The following is a 2,912-nucleotide window of genomic DNA, read 5'->3' on the forward strand; positions in this document are numbered from 1 at the left end:
GCTGCTGCTCATTTCTGTCACTGACAGATTTATTGCTTTTTCATTGACAGGTAGTATTTCTACTACCCACACATTGGTATTCGTCTTGTTCAGTTTTCAAAGGTCATGCCTCTCACGAGACAACTATCTAAGTATATCACCGACCTTAAAAACTGTCAACACTTTTTTTAAAAAAAATAATATTTTTTTTAAATTCTTTAAAATTCCTCTTGTAAAACTGATGTCAGCCATTTGGAAGAGTTACTTTCTTGGATCAAATTCTTCAAAATAAGACGCCATCTCTTTCAACATTTTTTTCCTACCCTTAAAACATTGATTACTAATCAACCGTTGATAATTATCTAATTCTTGTTCTGTTAATGTCTGTCTGTATTCTAACATTCGATTCTTAAAGAGAACTAATTCATCCATATATAATCCCGTTTCAGCTAATAAATGACCAACTTCAGAAACTTCTACATAAGTCTTATTGTCGAGTGTCCGTTTCTTAGCTTCCTGCATTCTCACCTTATCAATAATATGGTTCCGAAATTTCGTCTTAAAATATACATGTAATTTCTCATCATCTTTTAAAACAATGGGATTACTTTTAATCAAATAGTACAAAACCATCATTCCTTCTTGCTCCCAGTCACAGGTATCCCATAAGTGTAAATAAAATTCCCGATGACACTTTAAAACTGTTCCACGAACTTTTTTATACGTTGATTCAAAATTCATAATGTATCCTTTCCTTCTTATCCTATCAAATACTTATGAAGTTTTGGGCGATATTTCCTAAGATGTCGCTTTACTTCTTTATTCGAAAATAAAAATAGAAAAAAAGATCATTTGAGGCAAAAATTTGACATTTCAGGCAAAAGATCTATTAAGAAAAATCTCTCTTATTCATTCCATAATACTCTTGGCTTTTGCATAAAATACGATCTTAACATTTTTTATATATCAAAAACACCCCAATCCTTTAGAGTCATATCTAAAAGATTGAGGTGTTATAAAATTCTACTTATTTGAAATCAATCATGAAGTAGTTTCATCAAGTCCATAGTGATGTTGTTAACACTCACTACACGATACAAATAAATACAATCAATTCGATTCTCTATTTGCCATTAATCTTCTTCACGACGACGTCTTGCTTTAAGTCCAACAGCACTTAAAAGCATTCCCAGACCAAGTGCTACTGCACCTGCATCCGTCTCCTCACCTGTATTTGGTAAGTTTTCTTGATTGTAGATAGGAACTTGGCTCACAGAATCCATTGATGCTGCAACTTGTCCGTCCTTAGACAATCCTACTCCAGTAGTCGATTCTCCCATTGAATTTGGTCTTGTATCGTTATCTGGAAGAACAACTTTAACAAGTACCTGTAGTTTATCTTGAGAGCCGTCTGGGTAAGTCACAACTACAGTCGCTACTTTATCGCCTGCTGTACTTGTGTCTACTGGAGTCTCAAAGGCTACCTTAGTACCCTCTGGAAGATCTGATAAGTTACTGATAGATTTGCTTGGATCTACAGCCTCTCCTGGTTTCACTGTCTGATCTTGTGCAACTGGAGTATTCTTATCAGCGTCTGTTTGATCTTTCTCAGCTACTGGAATCTTGATTGTTACTTGATCACTTGAACCATCTGGGTAAGTAACTGTCACAACTGCTTCAATCACATCACCTGGTTTCGCATCCGCTGGAACATCCACTGTGATTGCACCTGTATTTGGATCTACCTTAACTGCTGGGTTATTAGACTCAAACTTAGAACCTGCTGGCAACTCGCTGCCATCTGCGTTCTTCGGTGCTGGAATCTTAACTGTTTCTCCTGGTTTGCCAGATTTCTCTTCAAACTTAGGATCGTTCTTACCTGCGTCTGTTTGATCTTTCTCAGCCACTGGAATCTTGATTGTTACTTGATCACTTGAACCATCTGGGTAAGTAACTGTCACAACTGCTTCAATCACATCACCTGGTTTCGCATCCGCTGGTACGTCTACTGTGATCGCACCTGTATTTGGGTCTACCTTAACTGCTGGGTTATTAGACTCAAACTTAGAACCTGCTGGCAACTCACTGCCATCTGCGTTCTTCGGTGCTGGAATCTCAACTGTTTCTCCTGGTTTGCCAGATTTCTCTTCAAACTTAGGATCGTTCTTACCTGCGTCTGTTTGATCTTTCTCAGCCACTGGAATCTTGATTGTTACTTGATCACTTGAACCATCTGGGTAAGTAACTGTCACAACTGCTTCAATCACATCACCTGGTTTCGCATCCGCTGGTACGTCCACTGTGATCGCACCTGTATTTGGGTCTACCTTAACTGCTGGGTTATTAGACTCAAACTTAGAACCTGCTGGCAACTCGCTACCATCTGCGTTCTTCGGTGCTGGAATCTCAACTGTTTCTCCTGGTTTGCCAGATTTCTCTTCAAACTTAGGATCGTTCTTACCTGCATCTGTTGTTGGATCTACAACCTTAACAGTGACTGGAACCTTATCTGTTGAGCCATCTGGGTAAGTCACTGTCACAACTGCTTCAATGACATCACCTGGTTTCGCATCCGCTGGTACGTCTACTGTGATCGCACCTGTATTTGGATCTACCTTAACTGCTGGGTTATTAGACTCAAACTTAGAACCTGCTGGCAACTCACTGCCATCTGCGTTCTTCGGTGCTGGAATCTCAACTGTTTCTCCTGGTTTACCAGATTTCTCTTCAAACTTAGGATCGTTCTTACCTGCGTCTGTTTGATCTTTCTCAGCTACTGGAATCTTGATTATTACTTGATCACTTGATCCATCTGGGTAAGTCACTGTCACAACTGCTTCAATGACATCACCTGGTTTCGCATCCGCTGGTACGTCTACTGTGATCGCACCTGTATTTGGATCTACCTTAACTGCTGGGTTATTAGACTCAAA

At 39.3% G+C, this 2,912-nt stretch carries 2 protein-coding genes; both read right to left on the bottom strand.

Annotation, left to right across the window (positions count from 1 at the left end):
• Positions 1-240: 240 nt before the first annotated feature.
• On the bottom strand, positions 241-720 hold the full coding sequence (locus tag ACXM1Q_RS09010; protein ID WP_458517771.1) for a sigma-70 family RNA polymerase sigma factor: 480 nt from the start codon (positions 718-720) through the stop codon (positions 241-243).
• Between the two features lie 392 nt (positions 721-1,112).
• Positions 1,113-2,912 (bottom strand): YPDG domain-containing protein (locus ACXM1Q_RS09015; RefSeq protein WP_458517772.1); only part of this gene is annotated, 1,800 nt, incomplete at its 5' end.

The sequence above is a fragment of the Streptococcus sp. 10F2 genome (assembly GCF_054331515.2).

Excerpts from the sequence above, each read along its gene's own strand:
- ACXM1Q_RS09010 (WP_458517771.1), bottom strand. The coding sequence starts at position 720 with ATGAATTTTGAATCAACGTATAAAAAAGTTCGTGGAACAGTTTTAAAG.